The 13,681-nt window shown below is 70.2% G+C and carries 15 protein-coding genes; 11 read left to right on the top strand and 4 right to left on the bottom strand.

What is annotated here, in order from left to right; genetic code table 11:
• From Q0066_RS17410 to Q0066_RS17455, 10 genes are all read left to right on the top strand, one after another.
• A partial coding sequence (locus Q0066_RS17410; protein WP_298135292.1) for a 2-oxo acid dehydrogenase subunit E2 occupies positions 1–1,076 on the top strand: 1,076 nt, incomplete at its 5' end.
• A gap of 78 nt (positions 1,077–1,154) precedes the next feature.
• Entirely contained in the window at positions 1,155–1,742 is a 588-nt protein-coding gene (locus tag Q0066_RS17415; RefSeq protein ID WP_298135294.1) for a PTS glucitol/sorbitol transporter subunit IIC, read from the top strand.
• Complete coding sequence (locus Q0066_RS17420; RefSeq protein WP_298135296.1) at positions 1,739–2,749, top strand: PTS sorbitol transporter subunit IIB; 1,011 nt, start codon at positions 1,739–1,741, stop codon at positions 2,747–2,749. The genes Q0066_RS17415 and Q0066_RS17420 overlap by 4 nt, the downstream gene beginning before the upstream one ends.
• 157 nt (positions 2,750–2,906) lie before the next feature.
• Positions 2,907–3,278 (top strand): PTS glucitol/sorbitol transporter subunit IIA, encoded by a 372-nt coding sequence (locus Q0066_RS17425; protein ID WP_298135298.1) that lies wholly within the window; start codon positions 2,907–2,909, stop codon positions 3,276–3,278.
• Between the two features lie 3 nt (positions 3,279–3,281).
• Complete coding sequence (locus tag Q0066_RS17430) at positions 3,282–3,752, top strand: transcriptional regulator GutM (protein ID WP_298135300.1); 471 nt, start codon at positions 3,282–3,284, stop codon at positions 3,750–3,752.
• Positions 3,749–5,053, top strand: coding sequence for an oxidoreductase (locus tag Q0066_RS17435; RefSeq protein ID WP_298135301.1), 1,305 nt, complete (start codon positions 3,749–3,751; stop codon positions 5,051–5,053). The genes Q0066_RS17430 and Q0066_RS17435 overlap by 4 nt, the downstream gene beginning before the upstream one ends.
• A 35-nt stretch (positions 5,054–5,088) precedes the next feature.
• Entirely contained in the window at positions 5,089–6,069 is a 981-nt protein-coding gene (locus Q0066_RS17440; protein ID WP_298135303.1) for a sugar-binding domain-containing protein, read from the top strand.
• Positions 6,070–6,120: 51 nt separating this feature from the next.
• The gene (gene ispD, locus Q0066_RS17445) at positions 6,121–6,924 is read left to right on the top strand and encodes a 2-C-methyl-D-erythritol 4-phosphate cytidylyltransferase (RefSeq protein WP_298135305.1); all 804 of its coding nucleotides are present in this window, start codon (positions 6,121–6,123) and stop codon (positions 6,922–6,924) included.
• A complete protein-coding gene (ispF, locus tag Q0066_RS17450) occupies positions 6,921–7,400 on the top strand; it encodes a 2-C-methyl-D-erythritol 2,4-cyclodiphosphate synthase (RefSeq protein ID WP_298135307.1) in 480 nt (159 codons plus the stop codon). The genes ispD and ispF overlap by 4 nt, the downstream gene beginning before the upstream one ends.
• Positions 7,397–8,098, top strand: a complete 702-nt coding sequence (locus Q0066_RS17455; RefSeq protein ID WP_298135309.1) for a GNAT family N-acetyltransferase — start codon at positions 7,397–7,399, stop codon at positions 8,096–8,098. Before ispF ends, Q0066_RS17455 begins: the two co-directional genes overlap by 4 nt.
• Before the next feature lie 169 nt (positions 8,099–8,267).
• On the opposite strand, the gene Q0066_RS17460 is transcribed toward Q0066_RS17455, so the two are convergent.
• The gene (locus tag Q0066_RS17460; RefSeq protein WP_298135310.1) at positions 8,268–9,428 is read right to left on the bottom strand and encodes a neutral zinc metallopeptidase; all 1,161 of its coding nucleotides are present in this window, start codon (positions 9,426–9,428) and stop codon (positions 8,268–8,270) included.
• 147 nt (positions 9,429–9,575) lie between these two features.
• Between Q0066_RS17460 and Q0066_RS17465 the strand changes: the two genes are divergently transcribed.
• Positions 9,576–11,273: a DUF2207 domain-containing protein gene (locus Q0066_RS17465; protein ID WP_298135312.1), complete on the top strand. Its 1,698-nt coding sequence runs from the start codon at positions 9,576–9,578 to the stop codon at positions 11,271–11,273.
• An 89-nt stretch (positions 11,274–11,362) separates the two neighbouring features.
• Here the strand turns inward: Q0066_RS17465 and Q0066_RS17470 are convergent, their stop codons facing one another.
• The 3 genes from Q0066_RS17470 to Q0066_RS17480 all read right to left on the bottom strand — a co-directional run.
• Positions 11,363–12,178: an oxidoreductase gene (locus Q0066_RS17470; RefSeq protein WP_298135314.1), complete on the bottom strand. Its 816-nt coding sequence runs from the start codon at positions 12,176–12,178 to the stop codon at positions 11,363–11,365.
• Positions 12,179–12,225: 47 nt separating this feature from the next.
• Positions 12,226–12,771, bottom strand: coding sequence for a dihydrofolate reductase family protein (locus Q0066_RS17475; RefSeq protein WP_298135315.1), 546 nt, complete (start codon positions 12,769–12,771; stop codon positions 12,226–12,228).
• On the bottom strand, positions 12,768–13,681 hold a 914-nt coding region (locus Q0066_RS17480; protein WP_366521550.1), incomplete at its 5' end, for a helix-turn-helix domain-containing protein. The genes Q0066_RS17475 and Q0066_RS17480, both read right to left, overlap by 4 nt.

Raw genomic sequence — 13,681 nt, forward strand, 5'->3', positions numbered from 1 at the left:
ACGGACGAGTTGCGGCAGAGATCCCGGCGTCCGCCGGGATGACGGAGGCCACCGGGGTGACGGAGACCGCCGCGACGATGGAGGCCGCCGCGACGACAGAGCCGACCGGTTCCACCGGCGACGGGCGTGCTCCTCGGGCGGTGCCGTTGGCTCGCAAGCTGGCGGCGCGGGCCGGCATCGACCTGGCTACCGTGCAGCCGTCCGGGCCGCATCGCACCATCCGGGCGCGGGACGTGCGGGCTGCGATCGAGAGCGGCCCACCGCTGGTCGAGACCCCACCGTCAGCCGAGGTTTCGACAAGCTCAACCAGCGCGGGGGTTTCGACAAGCACAACCGGCGCGGGTGTGGTCTCGACAAGCTCGGTTTCGATCAGCTCGACCACCGGGGGCGGGAGCGGCGAGCAGGGCGAACTGCTGGGCGACGCCAAATCCCGCCGGATCCGGGTGGCGACCGCGCGGGTGCTGGAATCCACCGCACTCATTCCCCAGTTCACCGTGTGGCGGGCGCTCGACCTGAGCCGGCTCGCGGTGGCGCGCAAGGCGTCCCTGGCCGGCGTCAGCTGGAACACCATCCTGCTGCGCGCCTACGCCCTGATGTTGCGCGAATACCCCGCGCTCAACGGCAGCTGGGCCGGCGACGGCGTCCGCACCAACCCGCGGATCGGGGTGGCGCTGGCGATCGACACCCCCGCCGGCCTGCTCGCACCGGTGCTGCGCGATCCCCACACCCTGGGGATCCGGGCGCTGGACGCGGCGATCAAGGAACTCGCCGCGGCGGTGAAAGCGGGGAAGGCTGACCCGAGCGCGATGGGGGGCGGCACCGGCACGGTGTCCAACCTCGGATCGTTCGGTGTCCAGCGGTTCAACGCACTACTGACCCCACCCCAAGCGACGGCGCTGTCGCTGGGCACGGTCGAGGTGCGCCCGGTCTTCGATGCCGACGGGGCCGTGCGGCCCCGGACGGTCTGCGAGGCCGGACTCACGCTCGACCATCGGGTCGCCGATGGAGCGGACGCCGCCAGGGCGTTCGCCACCATGCAGGCGGTCCTGGAAGACCCCTTCCTGCTGCTCGGCTGAGCTTCAGGAAGGGCGGCGCGGAGAACGAACTCCGAGCCGACACACCATCAACACGAAACAGTGAAAGGAGGGGATCACATGGATGCAATCACTTGGTTCGCCGAGAACTTCATCGGACTGTTCAAGGCGGCCGCAGAGAGCTTCACCGGCCTGGTCACCGGCATTCTGCCGTTGCTCATCGTGCTGCTGACAGCGATGTATGCGATCACCACATGGATCGGCGAGGAGCGGGTCACCCGTGCCGTGCAGTGGGCCGGCAAGTACGCGCTCACCCGCTACACGATCATGCCGATCATCGCGGTGATCATGCTCACCAACCCCATGGCCTACTCGTTCGGCCGGTTCCTGCCCGAGAAGTACAAGCCGGCGTTCTACGACTCGGCGGTGTCCTTCGTGCACCCCGTGACGGCGTTCTTCCCGCACGCCAACGCAGGCGAGATCTTCGTCTGGATGGGGGTTGCGGCCGGTGTCCAGTCGGTCAGCCAAGGTGCCTATGCGCGCCTGGCGGCAATGTATTTCCTGGTCGGCATCGTGGTCATTCTGATCCGCGGCATCGTGACCCAGTGGATCACCCAGCTGCTGATCAAACGCGGCGGGCACCAGGAGCGCTTCGATGAGTTCGACGCCGCCTACGCGGCCGGTCACATCCAGGGAGCGAAGTCATGAGCTACCAGAGCGTGAGCATCCGCAAGGGACGCGGGGGCTGGGGTGCGGGCCTGACCCTCACTCCGACGGATGAGAAGAAGGTCGTCCTGTCGGTGACCAGCGGTGGCATCCACCCGGTCGCCGCGAAGATCGCGGAGCTGTCCGGCGCCGAGGCCGTCGACGGCTTCACCAACCAGGTACCGGACGCCCAGGTGCTGTGCGCGGTGATCAACTGCGGCGGCACCGCCCGGATCGGGGTCTACCCGCGCAAGCGGATCCCCACCGTGGACGTCTACCCGGGTGAGCCCGGCGGCCCGCTGGCCCAGTTCATCACCGAGGACATCTTCGTCTCGGCGGTGACGCCCAACGAGGTCTCGCTGGCGGGCGAGGTGGTCGAGACCACCCCGGCGGTCTCCGAGCAGGTCGGCGCCATGGACGCCGACCGGGCCAAGTACGAGGCCCAGAAGGCGCAGGCCAAGGAGGCTGCCAAGGCGGCCGGCGGGTTCACCAAGCTCGTGGTCGGCTTCGGCGAGGCGATCGGCTACTTCATCAACACGCTGCTGTCCTCGGGCCGGCAGGCGATGAAGCTGGTGCTGAACACGATCATCCCGTTCATGGCCTACGTGTCGCTGCTGATCGGCATCGTCACCTACACCGGTGTGTCGAAGTGGATCGCCAACGGCGTCACCCCGCTGGTCAGCAATCCGTTCGGGCTGATCCTGCTCGGCGTGATCACCGCCATCCCGGTGCTCTCGCCGATCCTCGGTCCGGGTGCGGCGATCGCCCAGGTGGTCGGCGTCCTGATGGGCCAGCAGATCGCGGCCGGCGCACTGCCGGTGCAGTACGCGCTGCCGACCCTGTTCGCCATCAACGGCCAGGTCGGCTGTGACTTCATCCCGGTCGGGCTGTCGCTGGGCGAGGCGGAACCCGAGACGGTGTCGGTCGGCGTGCCGGCGGTGCTGTTCTCGCGGTTGATCACCTCCCCGGTCGCCGTGCTGATCGCCTACCTGGCCTCGTTCGCCATCTGATCGCTGGTCGAGCTTGTCGAGACCCGCACCCGTTGGGGGAGCTTGTCGAGGCCCGGATGGTTTCGACAAGCTCAACCAGCGGGGGTTCCGCCCAGGCTCGACCCGCCGAACCACCCACCCCCACGTCAACGAAGACAAAGAACGCAAGGAAGAACCCATGGCACAACAACTGTGGTCGGCGACCGTCGACCGAATCGGTGAGTTCACCGCAGAGATGTTCGAGGGCGGCTGCTACATCCTGTTCGGCGAACCGCTGCCCGACGCGCTGGCCGACGTCAGCCTGGTGCACAAGACCCGCCAGGCGCCGAGCCGTCCGATCCGGGCCGGTGACACCCTCGAGTTGGGCGGCGTCGCACTGACGCTCGATGAGGTCGGAGAACTGGCGAACCTGAATCTCACCGACCTCGGCCACATCGTGGTCTACGTCAACAGCCCCGAGCAGGCCCTGCTGCCGGGCGCGGTGAAGGCCAGCGGCCCGTCTCGCCCCCAACCCACGGTGGGCTCGCCCATCGTCATCGCGGGGGACTGAGCCATGGGCTGGGAGTTCGCCGCCCTGCTGATCGGCGCCCTGGTGGTTTCGCTGATGCTCGGCCTGTGGCAGCAGGCTCGCTACGCCCGCTCGGTCAACGCGATGGTCCGTCAGCATCATGGTGCCGGTCGGCTGCTGGTCACCGGCCGGGGGCTGGGCAAGCTCCGGGGAACGATCGTGATGCTGGTGGTGGACGACTCGGCCGATCAGGTGATCGCGGCCCAGGCGCTGCGCGGCTCGACCATCTTCGCCAGGGCGAAGGACGCGCCGCAGTTGCTGGGCCCGGTCGCCACCCTGCCCGGACGCGCCGGCGACAAGCAGACCGGCAAGGCCATCGAGATGGCGCTGGACCAGCTCAAGGCCACCCGTGCCCGGGCCAAGGACAACCGGATCCGGGACAACAAGGTCAACAACAACTTGGTGAGCACCCCCGCGCCCAGCGCCGGAGGTGCCAGGAGGAAGGTGCAACCATGAGTTACAGTCAACGGCTGCTCGCCCGCGAGCGCAGCGTCGGACGTCCGGTCCGGGTCGGGGTCGTCGGGGCGGGCCAGATGGGTTCCGGACTGGTCGCCCAGATCAACCGGGTCCCCGGCCTGTTCATGTCGGCCGTCGCCGACATCGACGTCACCCGCGCCGAGCGCGCCCTGGCCGGCGCCGGTTGCGACCGGGTGACCACCACCGACGATCTGACCGATGCCGCCGCCGTGATCGAGGCGGGCGAGTCGGTGGCGATCAGCGACGGCCTGGCACTGACCAGGCTGCCCTTGGACGTCATCGTCGAGGTCTCCGGCGTTCCGGACGTGGCGGCCGAGGTCGCCTACGCCAGCCTGCTCGCCGGCAAGGACACCCTGCTGATGACCGTCGAGGCCGACGTGACGGTCGGGCTGCTGCTGGCCGGCATGGCGAACGCCGGCGGGGCCATCTACAGCATCTGCCGCGGCGACGAGCCGGTCGAATGCCTCAAGCTGATCGAATACGCCGAGGACATCGGCCTCGAAGTGGTGGTGGCAGGCAAGGGCAAGAACAACCCGAACCGGCCCACCGACACACCCACCGATGTCCGGGACGAAGCCATCGCCAAGGGCATGAACCCGAAGATGCTCAGCTCGTTCACCGACGGCACCAAGACCCAGGTCGAGATGTGCGCGCTGTCCAACGCCACCGGCTACCCGGTCGACGTGCCGGGCATGCACGGCGTCCCGTGCTCGATCGACGAGCTGGCCACGAAGCTGGTGCCCGCCTCCGACGGCGGCATCGTCGACCACGACGGGCCGGTCGTCGAGTACGTCACCGGCAACGTCGCGCCCGGCGTCTTCGTGATCGTGAAGTCGGGCAACGACGTGGTGACCCACGAACTCGACTACCTCAGGCTCGGCACCGGCCCCTACTACGCGATCTACCGGCCCTACCACCTGGCCTCGATCGAGGCGAACCTGTCGATCGGTGAGGCCGTCATCGACCGCAGGCCCAGCTTCCAGCCCAGCACCTGGACCTCTGAGGTCGTCGCCGTCGCGAAGAGCGACCTGAAGGCCGGGCTGAGGCTGGAGGGGATCGGCGGACACCACGTCTATGGCCAGGCGATGCCGGCCGGCGAGGCCCGTGACCACAACAGCCTGCCGGTGGGGCTGGCCGCCGGCTGCGTACTCACCCGCGACGTCGCCGCCGGCCAGAAGCTCAGCTACGCCGATGTCACCGTGGACGAGACCAGGCCGATCGTCGCGATGCGACGGCTGCAGGACGCCATGCTGGCCAACGGCACACTCGGGAGTCGCTGATTCACGGTAACCTCCCGCATCGGAGGGGAGGCCCGATGGCTGCCGCACGATCGATCGACACGCTCGTCCGAGCCGCGCGCCTCTACTACGAGGACGGCCTCTCCCAGGGTGAGGTGGCGCGTCGGATGGGCCTGTCCGGCGCCACCGTCTCCCGGGTGCTGGCCGCCGCTCGTGAGCGGGGAATCGTCGAGGTCCGCATCCACGATCCGCGCTCACCGGTCCGGCGAGTGGCCGACCTGGAGCGGCAGTTGGTGGAGAGGTTCGGTCTCACCGATGCCCGGGTGGGCACGCCGAACGGCGGCCCCGCGCAGGCGCTGCACATGGTCGGACGCCTCGCCGCCGACCTGTTCGGTGAGCGGATCGGCCAGATGAACCGGGTCGGACTCAGTTGGGGCAGCACCCTGGAAGCGTTCGTGGCCGAGGTGCCGGAACGGGTGGCGGCGGTGCAGGTGCTGCCGCTGGCCGGCGGCAATCCGGGTCTCGACAGCGCGGGGGCCGGCGGCACGTTGGTGCAGGCGCTGGCCCGGCGCTGTGGTGTCGAGCCGAGCCGGTTCCTGGCACCCGCCATCGTCGAATCGCCGCAGACCAAGGCCGCGATCACCTCCGAATCGGCGATCCGCAAGGCATTGGAGCAGGCTGCCCTGGTCGACCACGCGTTCGTCGGCATCGGCACGTTCGGCGTCCGGTCCTCAGCGACCATCGTCGAGGACATGAGGCTGTCCGAGGCGGAGTCGGCGACCTTCCTGGCGCAGAAGCCGGCCGGTGACCTGACCGGACGGTTCTTCGACGACGCCGGCCAGGAACTCGGCTCGCCCACCTCGGACCGGGTGATCGCCGTCACTCTGGACGACCTGCGCCGGGTGCCTTGCGTGATCGGCCTGGCCGCCGGGGTGGAGAAGGCCCGGGGGGTGCAGGCCGCACTGCACACCGGCGTGCTGGACGTCGTCGTGCTCGACCTGCCGCTGGCCAGGGCGGTGTTGGCGCGCGCCGGGGAGCCGGTGCCGGCCGAGGCCTGAACCCACCCGCATCACGCCCTCGGCGGAGGACGCAGACCTATACTGCCGCTTGTGCCAGAGCCCGTACCCGCCGTCATCGTCGCCGCCGGCCGGGGGATCCGCTTCGGCGGTCCCGTTCCGAAACCCGTCACCACCCTTGCCGGCAAGGCGGTGGTGGCGATGTCGGTCGAGGCCATGGCAGCCGGTGGCTGCACCCATGCCGTGGTGGTGATCCCGCGCGACGGCGAGCACCATTTCCAGCCGGCGCTGGCGGCCTCGCCGATCCCGGTGACCCTGGTCGAGGGCGACGATACCCGGCAGGCCTCGGTGCGCCGGGGCATCGCGGCGATCCGTGGCCACGAGGATCTCGTCGGTGCCCGGGTGGTGCTGGTGCATGACGCCGTTCGTCCGCTGGTGCCGGCCACCGTGGTGTCGCGGGTGATCCGCAGCATCCGCGAGGGCGCCGTCGCGGTGGCCCCCGCGATCCCGGTGGCCGATTCCATCCGGGCCCAGTCGCCGGACGGCCGGCTGACCATCGTCGACCGCGAGCAGTTGCGGGCCATCCAGACCCCGCAGGGCTTCAACTTCGACGTGCTGGAGGCGAGCCACAACTACGCCGCCGAGCAGGGCATCGAATGCACCGACGACCTGTCGGTCTGCGAAGCCGCCGGGCATCCGGTGGCGATCGTGAAGGGTGCGATGACGTCGCTGAAGATCACCTCGGCCACCGACCTCGACCTGGCCGACGCCTTCCTCAAGCTGCGGGCCGGCTTCGGCCGGCACTCGTTCCGCCGGGTGCTGCGGCACCGTCCGTTCGCCTGGTTCGCCAAGCCCGGCAGCAACGGGCATGCCGAGGTGATCCGGAGCCCGCGGTGACCCCGGTGCCCCGGGTCGGCATCGGCAGCGATGTGCACGCCCTCGCCGAAGGCGTCGAGCTGTGGGTCGCCGGTCTGCACTTCCCGGACGAGCCACGCGGGCTGGCCGGGCATTCCGACGGCGACGTGGCGTGTCATGCGCTGTGTGACGCGCTGCTGTCGGCCGCCGGGCTGGGCGATCTGGGCAGCAACGTCGGCGTCGACCGTCCGGAGTGGGCGGGGGCGTCCGGGGTGCGGCTGCTGACCGAGGTGGCAGGGCTGGTCCGCGAGGCCGGCTACCAGATCGGCAACGCCGCCGTCCAGGTGATCGGCAACCGGCCCCGGCTGCTGCCCCGCCGGCTGGAGGCCGAGCAGGTGCTCGGTGCGGCGCTCGGCGCGCCGGTGTCGGTGTCCGGCAAGACCACCGACGGACTCGGACTGACCGGCCGCGGCGAGGGTGTGGCCGCCATCGCCACCGCGCTGATCGTGCCGGGATGAGTGCAGATCCGGTCGCTCTCTGCGCCCACGGCGAGGCCGCCTGGCACGCGGCCCTCTATTCCGGTCTGGGCGCCCGTTGGGACGACGACGGACGGCTGGCCCGCGGTTACCGCGCGGTGCCGCACTACCTGCTGTTCGGTGCGGTCACGCTCAGCCCGGACGCCACGGTGCCCGGCGACGTCCCCGGCGTCGTCTGCGACAGCTTCGCCCGGCTGCGGCTGCCCGGCCGGGAGGCGGAGCCGACCGGGCACTGGATGATCCGGGACGCCGCTGACCGGGGCACACCCACGCCCGTCCCGGGCCTCGCCCTCCATCGCGTGGCCAGCGACGCCGACATGGCCTGGTTCGAGCAACTGATCTTCCTCGCGGCCGACGGACGTCCGCCCACCCGGCCCGGCGAGATGCATCCGCCCGGCAGCCAGGGCTTTCCCGGCGCCGCTTGGCTGTACGCCGAGCTGGACGGCGTCGGTGTCGGCACCGCCGCATCCATCGTCACCAGCCGGGTGAACAACATCGGTGCGGTGGCGGTGCTGCCTGCCTTCCGTGGCCGCGGAATCGCGTCGGCCCTGACCGAGGCGGCGATCGCGATGGCGCCGGACGTCCCGGCGACCCTGTCGGCGACCCCGGCCGGACGCGGCGTCTACCGCCGGCTGGGCTTCACCGAGGTGGGACGTCCGCTGCACCACCACCCGATCTAGCGGTCGGGTCAGCACTCCGTCGGGCGAGCAGTCCAACAGTCGTTGGTCGAGCTTGTCTCAGAGACCCGTCCGAGGGGTTTCGACAAGCTCAACCAGCGGTGGGCCGGTTCGCCAAGCTGAACCGGCGGTGTGGGTTTCCACGCGCTCAACCGGCGAATGCCATCCAGGTTCAGCGGACCTCGGAGTTCGGCGGGGTGTAGGTGTTGCACTGGGAGATCGCCGGGCCGCCGGTCAGGCCGGTGGTGAACCAGCGCTTCCGGGTGTTGCCGAGGCCGTGACCGGAGTCGATGTTCGGCTTGCCGCTGAGCACGTCGTCGCCCAGGTTGTAGGCGATGGTGCGCAGATTCTCCAGGTCGTTGCCGTCCAGGTTCTGCGAGCGGGCCACGGCATTGATCCACATGCCGGCGAAGCAGTCCGCCTGCACCTCGAGCCGGCGCGAGAACACGTTCGCCTCTGCCTTGGTGGACACCCGCTGCTCCCAGGCGGAGCTCGAGATCGAGATGCCGGTGCGGGCCTGGATGGCGTGGCCGAACTCGTGGCCCAGGATCATCTCCATCAGGAACTTCGTGTTCTGCAGTTCCTTCGGGAAGATCTTCGGCAGCGGCTTGGCGTAGTAGATCCGCTGGTCAGCGCCGCAATACGAAGCGTTGACGCTGTCCAGCTTGCCGCACGCGGTCTGGATCGGCTGGTTGTAGACGGTGGCCGGCGGACGCGGCAGCTGGTAGCCGGCCGCCTCCACGGGTCCGTGCCACACCTTCAACAGGCAGGCGGTGAGATCCTGCAGGTGGGCGTTGAGTTGGTCCTCGGTCGCGTTCAGCGCGTCGATCGGCTGCAGATTGTTGCAGTCGGTCGGAATGGTGGTCGACTGCCTATAGAAAGGGTTGTTCGTCAGCCACTCGGTGGCCTCGGCATAGGTCTTCGGAGCCGGCAGCGGGGGCGGATCCATGTCCGGCGGCGGCGGGGTGTAGGTCTCCACCGGTCGCGACGTCCCGCCCGTTCCGCCGAGCATGTTCGCCACGACGAGGCCGGCCAGCAGCAGGCAGCAGACCACCACCAGCAGCATCAACACCTTGCCGAGCGGGTTGCCTCCCCGCGGCCGCTGCTGGGGCGGCTGCTGGAACCCTCCGGGCTGTTGCGGGTAGCGCTGCGGGTAACCGGGTTGCTGGAACCCTCCCGGCGGCTGCATTCCTGGCTGCTGCTGCCAGGACGGCTGGCCGAAGGTCGGCTGGGGGCGGTTCCAACCGGGCTGGGAAGGTTGCGCCGGCCAGCCTTGCGGCTGACCCCACTGCTGCGGATAGGGCTGCTGGCGCGGAGGAAACGGCTGCGTCACGCGAACACTGTAACGGCCGGGGTGTCGCCGTCCACCCCCCAGGCACCTGGGATTTGTGCGTCGGGGGCGCGGTCGGCGGCCCCCCATGCGATAGCTTTTCGTGACGCGCACCGCGCTGTCGTGTCGCCCGACTCCGAAGGATCGAACGTGTCGAGACTGACCATCACCCCGTTGGCCCGGCTGGTTGCCGGCCTCCTCATCGTGACCGCGGCCCTGGCCGGCCTGGCCGCACCCCGAGCCTTCGCCGCCGAACTGGTCGGGAAGTATGCGGTCGAGGGCTCGCTCGCTCCGGACGGCACGCTGAGTGTGCAGGCCACCATCACCTTCGACGGCGCCGCCCCGGCCACCTTGGTGCAGAGCTTCGCCACCACCCGCGAGGTGCTGGGCGACCGCGAGTACGTCTACCGGCTGAGTGACATCAAGGCCACGTCGAACGGGCAGCCGATCGAGGCGTCCGTCGTCGACCAGGCCGGCGCGACCGTGGTCACGCTGCCCACGCAGGGCGTGACCCAGCCGGTCGTGCTCTCCTATCAGGTGCACGGCGCGGCGACGGCCGAACCCACCGGTGAGACGACGGTCGCCTGGCGGCTGCTGCAGGGGTTGAGCCTGCCGGTGAAGGAGTTCACCGCGGTCATCCAGGTGCCCACCATGATCGAGGCGGTGCAATGTGAGGCCGGCCCGCCGGTCTCGCCGGGGGTGTGCGCCTTCTGGGGCGGCGGGACCCATGACCACCCGGACCCCACCTTCAACGACGGCCCGCGCGGCGCCGGTGAGATCGTCGAGGCGATCATGCGCTTCCCGGCGGGCACCGTGGCCGTCAACGAGCAGGTCCGCGAGCTGTGGACGCTGGGCCGGGCGTTCTCGGTCGCGCCGCTGCCGCTGGGCATCGCGCTGGCACTGCTGGTGCTGGGCGGGCTCGGCTTCTGGGGCCTGCATCGCAGGATCGGCCGGGATGCCGCCTCGGCCGCCGAGCCGGCGCTGGTCGCCGAGTTCCATCCGGTCGGCGACGGCGAGGCCGAGTTCAGGGTGCGCGACGGCATCCGTCCCGGTCAGGTCGGCACGCTGGTCGACGAACGGGTCGATCCGGTCGACGTGACCGCGACCCTGCTCGATCTGGCGGTCCGCGGCCACCTGCTGATCGACGAGCTGCCCAAGTCGTCGAAGTACGCCGAGGGGGAGTGGACCTTCACCCGGCGCAGCGGTGGCGACGAGCTGCGGCCCTACGAGAAGACGCTGCTGGACGCCGTCGCCCCCGTCGATGCTGAGCCGGTGGCGACCTCCGAACTGCCGGCGGCGATCGGCACCGTGATCGGCACCGTGCAGGATCAGCTCTACGACGACGTGGTGGCGCTCGGCTGGTTCGCGCGGCGTCCGGACCAGACCCGCAACTCGTGGTTCAGGGCCGGCCTCGGCCTGTTCGCCGTGGCGGTGGTGGCCACGATCCTGCTGGCGGCCTTCACCAGCTTCGGACTGGCCGGTCTGGCGCTGATCGCGGTGTCGCTGCTGGTGGTGTTCCTGGGCCAGGAGATGCCGGCCCGGACGTCCACCGGCGCGTCGCTGCTGAGCGGTCTGGGCCTGCTGCGGGCTCAGCTGCTGGGCCACCCCACCGACCAGATGCCGAAGGGCCGTGAACTGGCCGAGCTGTCCGAGGTGCTGCCCTACGCGGTGGTGCTCGGTGGCTACGACCGCTGGCTGAAGGCGCTGGTCGACGCCGACACCGACCCGGACGCCGACTCGACCGATCTGGACTGGTACCACGCGCCCGCCGATTGGCACCTGTCCGATCTGCCCGCCTCGCTGAGCCGCCTGGTCACCACCATCCAGGGCAAGCTGTTTGCCCGCTGATCGGCCCCCGCCACAAAGCCCTCCCTAACTAGTTCAGCCCTCCCGTCGACGGGAGGGCTGAACTAGTTAGGCAGGGCTTTACCGGCTTGTCAGGTGAGCATTCGAGTCTGCAGCCAGTCCATCGCGCGATCGGGCAGCAGCCGGCGGGCCAGCAGCGCCGGCTTCGCCATGAAGCCGATCGCGTAGCGGGTGCGCGGCCGATCCGTGGTCGCGGCGCGTTCGATGGCGCGAGCCACGACGTCGGGGTCGGACGCCCACCGAGCGACAGCCCCGTTCATACCGGCGTTCATCGCGCGGACCTGTTCGGCGTAAGGGCCCTGCCCAGATGCCGCTCTCGCGGTGTCCATCGCGATCCCGCCCCACTCGGTGGCGATGGCTCCCGGCTCGATCACCACCACGTGGACGCCGAACCGGGCCAACTCGAGGCGCAGCGCGTCCGACAGGCCCTCGACGGCGAATTTGGAGGCGTGGTACCAGCCGCCGAACGGAGTGGTGATCTTGCCGCCCATGGACGTGATGTTGACGATGGTGCCCGAGCGGCGAGCGCGCATACCGGGCACCACCAGCTGGATCATCCGGGCCAGGCCGAACAGGTTGACCTCGATCTGCCGGCGGGCCTCGTCCATCGGCACGTCTTCGATGGCGCCGTACGAGCCGTAGCCGGCGTTGTTGACCAGCAGGTCGATCCGGCCGGCCTCGCTCAGCACCTGGTCGACCGCGGCGACCATCGAGTCGTCCGACGTGACGTCGAGGGCGAGAGCGCGGACGCCGTCCGTCGCCAGCTCGGCGAGCCGATCGGTGCGGCGGGCTGCGCCGTAGACCAGGAAGCCCGCACCGGCCAGCCGGCGAGCGGTGGCTGCTCCGATGCCCGACGAGGCGCCGGTCACCAATGCGACGCGTTCCATGACGCCCCCTCTCCGAACGCAGGTCTACCACAAGGGGGCGTGGCCGGTCAGGTCGCCAGCGGTCCGGCCAGCCGGTAGCGGGCGCACAGGAAACCGGCGTTGCGGCCGGTGGACAGCAACTCGAGGTCGTAGCGGCGCGGCAACAGCGGACGCCCGGCGCCCAGCGTGACCGGGGCGATCGAGACCATCACCTCGTCCAGCAGGCCGGCGTCCGCGAACTGACCCGCGAGGTCGCCGCCGCCCACGACCCAGACGTCCTTGCCGTCGGCCGCCGCCACCAACTCGGGGTGCAGCGCCGCCACGTCACCCTGCGCGAAGCGGATGTCGGCTCCCTCAACGGACGGCTGCGGGCGCGAGCTGAGCACCCAGCTGGGCAGCGTGTAGGGCCACTCGTGCCGGTCGACCACCCAGCGGTAGGTGGTCGACCCCATCACCAGGGCGCCCACACCGGCGAAGAAGGTGTCGTAGCCGAACTCGGACGCGTCGTCGTCCAGCGGTTGCTTGAGCAGCCAGTCGAGGCTGTCCTGCTCGTCGGCCAGGAAGCCGTCCAGGGTGGTGGCGGTGTAGTAGATCGTCCTCATCTGTTCGTTCATTCCTCTCCACGTCGGGCGCGGAACCACAGAATCGGGTCGCCGCTGTCGGTAGTGGTGCCGGCTTCGGCCAGCATCCGCCGGACCAGTTGCCGGCGATGCGCCGCGAAGGTCAGCACGTGTGCGACCACGCTGCTCATCACGAAGCTCTCCGGCGGCTCGCAGAGCGCGTCGATCAGCCGGTCGTCCCAGCCGCCGCGCCGCTCCAGTTCCTGCACGAAGGCGAGCCAGCGCGGCGCGACCGCCGCATGCCTGGCCCGCAGCCCGGCGAGACCTTCATCCGCCGGTCGCGGGACGTCGTCCGCGCCGTCGATCGCCGCCAGCCACACCTCTTTGGTGTAGACGTGATGCTCGAGCACGTCCCGGATGGACTCCTCGGAGCCTTCCCATTCGGTGACCGTTCCGCCGCATCGGCGTGGGGCGCGCAGCACGTCGTCGGGCAGTGTGGCGACGAGGTCGAGCAGCGCCTCGGTGTCGTCCAGGTCGTGGGCCACTAGCTGCGATACCACGGGGTTCATCGCCTGCTCCTTCGCTTGGACCCACAGCGACATCGGTGGGTGGAAGTGGATGCCGTTGGGTGCCGGCAGCCAGTGCCGGGACGCCGGACTGCTCGGTGGATGGCCGAACGCCCGCGAGTAGGCCCGGCTGAAGCCTTCGACCGAGCTGTAGCCGGCGGCCCAGGCCGCGTCGGTGACCGTCAGGCCCTGCGCGAGTTGCCAAGCGGCCCGCTCCAGCATCACCCGGCGACGCATCGCCATCGGTGACTCCCCGGAACCGCGGGCGACCAGCCGTCCGAAATGGAACGGGGACGCGAAGGCGCCGTCGGCCATCTCGGCGAGCGAGCCGTTCTGCTCGTCCAGGACGGCGTCCAGCAGTTCGCGCAGCCGGTCGCGGGGCATCGTGGTCACAGACC

The organism is Micropruina sp., assembly GCF_027492755.1.
Classification (GTDB): domain Bacteria; phylum Actinomycetota; class Actinomycetes; order Propionibacteriales; family Propionibacteriaceae; genus Micropruina.

Excerpts from the sequence above, each read along its gene's own strand:
- Q0066_RS17415 (WP_298135294.1), top strand. The coding sequence starts at position 1,155 with ATGGATGCAATCACTTGGTTCGCCGAGAACTTCATCGGACTGTTCAAG.
- Q0066_RS17420 (WP_298135296.1), top strand. The coding sequence starts at position 1,739 with ATGAGCTACCAGAGCGTGAGCATCCGCAAGGGACGCGGGGGCTGGGGT.
- Q0066_RS17425 (WP_298135298.1), top strand. The coding sequence starts at position 2,907 with ATGGCACAACAACTGTGGTCGGCGACCGTCGACCGAATCGGTGAGTTC.
- Q0066_RS17430 (WP_298135300.1), top strand. The coding sequence starts at position 3,282 with ATGGGCTGGGAGTTCGCCGCCCTGCTGATCGGCGCCCTGGTGGTTTCG.
- Q0066_RS17435 (WP_298135301.1), top strand. The coding sequence starts at position 3,749 with ATGAGTTACAGTCAACGGCTGCTCGCCCGCGAGCGCAGCGTCGGACGT.
- Q0066_RS17440 (WP_298135303.1), top strand. The coding sequence starts at position 5,089 with ATGGCTGCCGCACGATCGATCGACACGCTCGTCCGAGCCGCGCGCCTC.
- Q0066_RS17455 (WP_298135309.1), top strand. The coding sequence starts at position 7,397 with ATGAGTGCAGATCCGGTCGCTCTCTGCGCCCACGGCGAGGCCGCCTGG.
- Q0066_RS17470 (WP_298135314.1), bottom strand. The coding sequence starts at position 12,178 with ATGGAACGCGTCGCATTGGTGACCGGCGCCTCGTCGGGCATCGGAGCA.
- Q0066_RS17475 (WP_298135315.1), bottom strand. The coding sequence starts at position 12,771 with ATGAACGAACAGATGAGGACGATCTACTACACCGCCACCACCCTGGAC.